The 5,205-nt window shown below is 43.6% G+C and carries 4 protein-coding genes; 3 read left to right on the top strand and 1 reads right to left on the bottom strand.

The annotated features are described in order from the left end of the window. Together H6S82_RS16980 and H6S82_RS16975 are read left to right on the top strand one after the other, a co-directional pair. Nucleotides 1-1,404 (top strand): RtcB family protein (locus H6S82_RS16980; RefSeq protein ID WP_191056454.1); only part of this gene is annotated, 1,404 nt, incomplete at its 5' end. 47 nt (nt 1,405-1,451) lie between these two features. After that, the gene (locus tag H6S82_RS16975) at nt 1,452-2,024 is read left to right on the top strand and encodes a GNAT family N-acetyltransferase (RefSeq protein ID WP_190470564.1); all 573 of its coding nucleotides are present in this window, start codon (nt 1,452-1,454) and stop codon (nt 2,022-2,024) included. 92 nt (nt 2,025-2,116) lie between these two features. Here the strand turns inward: H6S82_RS16975 and H6S82_RS16970 are convergent, their stop codons facing one another. Then, a complete protein-coding gene (locus H6S82_RS16970) occupies nt 2,117-3,625 on the bottom strand; it encodes a TM0106 family RecB-like putative nuclease (RefSeq protein WP_190470567.1) in 1,509 nt (502 codons plus the stop codon). Nucleotides 3,626-3,714: 89 nt separating this feature from the next. On the opposite strand from H6S82_RS16970, the gene H6S82_RS16965 reads away from it, so the two are divergent. Next, nucleotides 3,715-4,893 carry an aminotransferase class V-fold PLP-dependent enzyme gene (locus H6S82_RS16965; RefSeq protein ID WP_190470621.1) on the top strand — a complete coding sequence of 393 codons (1,179 nt, stop codon included), beginning with the start codon at nt 3,715-3,717 and terminating at the stop codon, nt 4,891-4,893. Nucleotides 4,894-5,205: the final 312 nt, after the last annotated feature.

Genomic DNA, 5,205 nt, shown 5'->3' with positions numbered 1-5,205 from the left:
TTGGTTGAGAAGAACACTCATTGGCAATCTTCAGAATTTGAGAAAAACAGAAAGGAAGCCTTAGCCGCTAAAGCCAGAACACCAGATGGATACCGTTACTACTCCGAACGCGGGACAAAAAATATCATGCGTTATATGCAGGAAAATCCCGAACACTTCAGAGTATCTATCTCCGGTAATGGTGAAAGAGGAAAGCAGTATCTAAGCGACTACAACAGAAGCGAGAAAGGAAGAGCCAAGAGCAAAGAAATTGCCAATAGACTGTACACCTGCGATCGTTGCGGCGAGGCAGTTAAGAGTCCAATAGGACTTCATAACCATCGGAAATACCAACATAGCTACAACCATAAAGTAGTAGATGTTATTCTTCTCGAAGAAAGACAAGACGTATATTGTCTGACAGTCCCACAATATGGCAATTTTGCACTCACCGCTGGTGTCTTCGTTCACAATTGCGGGATGATGGCAGTCAAAACTCCATTTAATGCCGATAAACTTGAGGGCAAGCTGAAGAAAATTCGTCTGGATATCGAAGCAGCTATTCCAGTGGGATTCAACGAAAATAAAGAAGCCGAAAAAACAGTGATAAACTGGCAAGGTTGGCACGATTTCAACGAACTGCATCCTGGAGTGCAACACCTAGAAAGTAAAGCTATCAAACAGATGGGTTCTCTCGGTGGCGGCAATCATTTTATTGAAGTTTGTGTGGATACCGATAACCAAGTTTGGTTAATGTTGCATTCCGGTTCGCGACATATTGGTAATATGTTAGCGCAAAATCATATTGAGAGGGGAAGGGAATTAGCTAAATTGGCAGATATACGTCTACCAGATCGAGATTTGGCTTATTTTGTGGCGGGTACTTCAGAGTTTGCCTCTTATTGGAACGATTTACAGTGGGCGCAAGATTATGCTCGTTTCAATCGCGATGTGATGATGGCGCGTTTGAAGCGGGTTATTGAAAAACATCTCGCTGGCGGTAGGGAATTTAAGCCTTTACTGTCTGTGAATTGCCATCACAATTATGCGGAAAAAGAGGTACATTTTGGTGAGGAAGTTTATGTGACGCGCAAGGGTGCGGTGAGGGCTACTGAGGAAGATTACGGCATTATTCCGGGTTCGATGGGAGCAAAATCTTACATTGTCAAAGGTAAGGGAAATCATGAAAGTTATTGCAGTTGTTCTCACGGGGCTGGGCGTTTGATGTCGCGCAATAAGGCGAAGAATAATTTCAGTTTGGATGATTTGATTCAACAAACTAAAGGGGTGGAATGTCGCAAAGATGAGGGTATTTTGGATGAAATTCCAGGCGCTTATAAGCCGATCGATGAGGTGATGGCCAATCAAGCGGATTTAGTTGAGGTTGTGGCAACCCTCAAACAAGTTATTTGCGTGAAAGGTTAGATAATAAAGGTGGGTATTACCCACCTTATAATTTCATCGGTAAAAATATGGAAGTATTTCTCGAAACCGAAAAATTGATTCTTCGTTATTTTACTGAGGCAGATACTGATAATTTATTTGTTTTGGATAGCGACCCCGAAGTAATGCGATTCATCAGTGGTGGTGTGCCAAACGATCGCGCATTTATTCAATCGAAGTTTCTGCCTAGAATTATTGGATATTACAGCAAATACGAAAATTTTGGGTTTTGGGCAGCTATTGAAAAATCAAGTCAAGATTTTATCGGTTGGTTTCATTTATATCCGGCGATCGAAAATGCTTTCGCTGTCGAACTAAATGTGGTAAATGATGAAGAAATCGCCCTTGGTTATCGGCTGAAAAGAGAGAAATGGGGCAAAGGTTATGCAACTGAAGTTTCTCAATTGTTGGTAGAAAAGGGTTTTGCTGAATGGGGCGTTAAACGAGTCGTGGCATGGGCTTTGGCAACAAATAAAGCCTCTATAAGAGTAATGGAAAAAGTCGGTTTAAAATACGATCGAGAATTTACTTTCACAGAAAGTCAACTGCCACATTTAAAACCATTGGAACGAAAAGCGGTTAAATATGCTATGTCTAAATGAGTCTGCACGGTTCGTCAGAATGCAGAATTTTTGCGCTCGCTATTAATTTTATCTCTCTGACACACCCTACTTAATTTAACGTCGCAATTTGTTTAAAGAGCGTTAACTTTGAGAGAATCGCGGACAAAGTTGGCTAAACAATTTTTAACGTGATATGTGGCGCGACAATCATCTTCATTGTAACGGACGATCGCATCTAAGCTGGCGCGATCGCTAATCTTTAACCAACGATCGTACCAGTAAATTGCCTGCGCTCCATTTGCCTTGGTATCCCGCCATTCAAAGCCCAGCCAACGCGCAATTGATTTGAGAGTATAATTTTCTAAAGGCAAGGTTACACCCGTGGAGATTTCTTCATGAATATCCACAAAGCGATCGAGCAGAGGTTGCCACAAATCGTTAGATGTTTTGTAGCGTCCAGCTAATTGCCTGACAGCTTGCATTTCGTAATCGCAAAAATGGAAAATAGGGGCGGAAGGATAAGTCCAAGCTAAATCTAAGAATTGCTGCCAAACTGATGCCTCATCTTCCGGCTGTTCTGCCAAAAAAGCATAAAATTTTTCAGTTTTAGCTTCGCGATCGACAACCAGCACTCCTAAAAGATAATCTATATCTAGATCGGGCTCGGCTTCTATATCAAAATACAACTCAATCGGGGCAGTCGGTAAATTTATGAGTCGATCTGATTTGAAAATTACTCGATTTTCTAATACAGATTGCGCTTGCCTGATTAGCTGTTCCGCTACTTCGCTACCGAAAAGAGGTTCCAAAACGCTGAAGCTGGTATCTGCTAAACATTCCAATGTTGTCAAATTAAGCGTTTTCAAAATCTCGTAGCGACTGGGGGTAACTCCCGGTAGGAGCGAGAGGTGCTGCTGAGATTTGGCTACGCCGTGACAGTAGCTGTGCCATCCACAAATATTGCATTTTTGGCGACTGATAAAAATTTCTGGTGCTGACTCTTTAAGTAGCTGTTGAATGCAATCTGCTAAAATTAATTGCATTTGGGGAATGCGGATGTCTAGCTGCACGGAATACGGTCTTTTTCCGCGCAAAATTAGCCATGCAGTTTCGGGCATTGCCTCTTGTAGTTGGGCTAGGACTTGGGCGTGAAAAGCGGCGATAATTTGATAATCCAGTTTGGCACGTTTACCCAATTCAATATCGAGGGGAACGTAATGCCAATCGCCAAAACGAGATTGTCCGGGTTGTTTGATTAATAAATCGGGACGACTTAATAAGGTAAGAGGCGATTCGGGAATATTATTTGAAGGGAAATTTCCTCCACTCTCCCACTCTCCCACTCCCCCCATCGTGCCATCTAGCGTCGCGATCAGTACTCCTTTGCGGATGCGATCGACACCTTGCTGCATCAATGCTAATGTGGCTTGTGTACCAGCTTCCCAATCGCCCTTTGGGTATTCTGGCTGGTGATAAACCAGATCTGCTAAAACATTTTTTTGATGAGCGAAACGGTCTTGGATCAGTTTTAAATAGAAGTCGCTGGGAGGTTCCACCTGGGAGGGGTCTCCCCAGACATCGAGAAACGCCCGTCGGTGACAGCGTTGGTAGTGTAGCAGCAGTTCGGCAGTTACTAACATAACTTTACACTAGCAATAAATCTTGTTTGGGCTTACGCTTAACTGTGGTATTTCCCAATCTGCAATCCCCAATCCCCAGTTCTCAGATGATGACCGACGCGGTTTCAGTACAAACTTTGTTACAGCATCGCCAAAAATTCCCAGCTTTGGCAAATAAAGCTTATTTTAACTACGGCGGTCAAGGGCCCATGCCCCAAGCGGCGCTGGAGGCTATTTATCGATCGTATGAATACGTGCAGGGTATTGGGCCATTTTCTGAACAGGCATTAGCCTGGGTGCTGGACGAGGCGAATAAAACTAGGGAAGCGATCGCGTTTGAATTAGCTGTCCCACCGGAAACGATTTCTATCACCGAGGATGTGACGGTAGGTTGCAATATTGTGTTATGGGGTATAGATTGGAAAAAAGGCGATCGCTTACTTATTTCTGATTGCGAACATCCCGGTATTGTGGCGACTGTGGGGGAAATTCAGCGCCGTTTTGGCATCGAAGTTGATGTTTGCGATTTGATGTCAACTTTAAATGAAGGAGATCCGATCGCAGCGATTAACCAACATCTTTATCCCGACACGCGCTTAGCGGTGTTGAGTCATATTCTCTGGAACAACGGTCAAGTTTTACCCCTAGCTGAAATTGTCAAAGCTTGCCAGCAAAATTCTACAAAATTACTGATAGATGCCGCTCAATCTGTTGGATTGCTGCCCGTAAATCTGACAGAATTGGGAGTAGATTTCTATGCCTTCACAGGTCACAAATGGTGGTGTGGCCCAGAAGGGGTGGGCGGTCTTTACGTGCGACCGGAAGCTTCAGAAAGTTTGCATCCCACTTTTATTGGCTGGCGCAGTCTGCAATACAGCAAAGCGGGAATAAGTTGGCAACCGGATGGACGGCGATTTGAAGTTGCGACATCTGCCTATCCGCTTTATGCTGGACTCAGAGCTGCGATCTCCGCTCATCAGCAATGGGGTTCTCAGTCAGAACGCTATCAACAAATTCTCTCTTTGAGTAAGTATCTTTGGCAACAACTATCTCAGCTTCCTAACATTACTTGCCTGCGGAAATCTCCCCCAGCATCCGGACTCGTTTCTTTTCAATTTACTGATGGTAGTTCCCATCGCCAGCTAGTGCTATTTTTGGAATCTCAAGGTGTTCTCCTCCGCACTATTCATCAACCCGATTGTGTGCGTGCTTGTGTCCACTACTTCACCACAACAGATGAGATCGATCGGCTCATCAAATTCGTTTCTAAATTTCAGATCGCACATTGAAAAAAGCACCAAACAAACACAAAAATCTTATTGCTTTTTCCGATTTGTATGTTATCCTAAGAAAATGGGAATCCGTGCGCTCATATATACTCGGTTTTCAAACATCAAAAATCATCGCTCGCGACAAATCAAACACCTTATATATACTCAAAAAGAGTAGGTTGGGTTGAACTACCGTCAAACCTAACTATCCTGGTAACTGGGTTGGGTTTCGTGACCTCAACCCAACCTACCGAGCGAGTAAATTGCGATCGAACATTGCCAAAATAACCCGCCAGACACAAAAATTTTTGCCAAATTCTCTTGCGATTT

This window comes from Planktothrix sp. FACHB-1355, from assembly GCF_014748295.1.
Taxonomy (GTDB): Bacteria; Cyanobacteriota; Cyanobacteriia; order Cyanobacteriales; family Aerosakkonemataceae; genus Aerosakkonema; species Aerosakkonema funiforme_A.
Note: the sequence above shows the minus strand (reverse complement) of the source record. Positions and strands in the feature narration are given on the sequence as shown.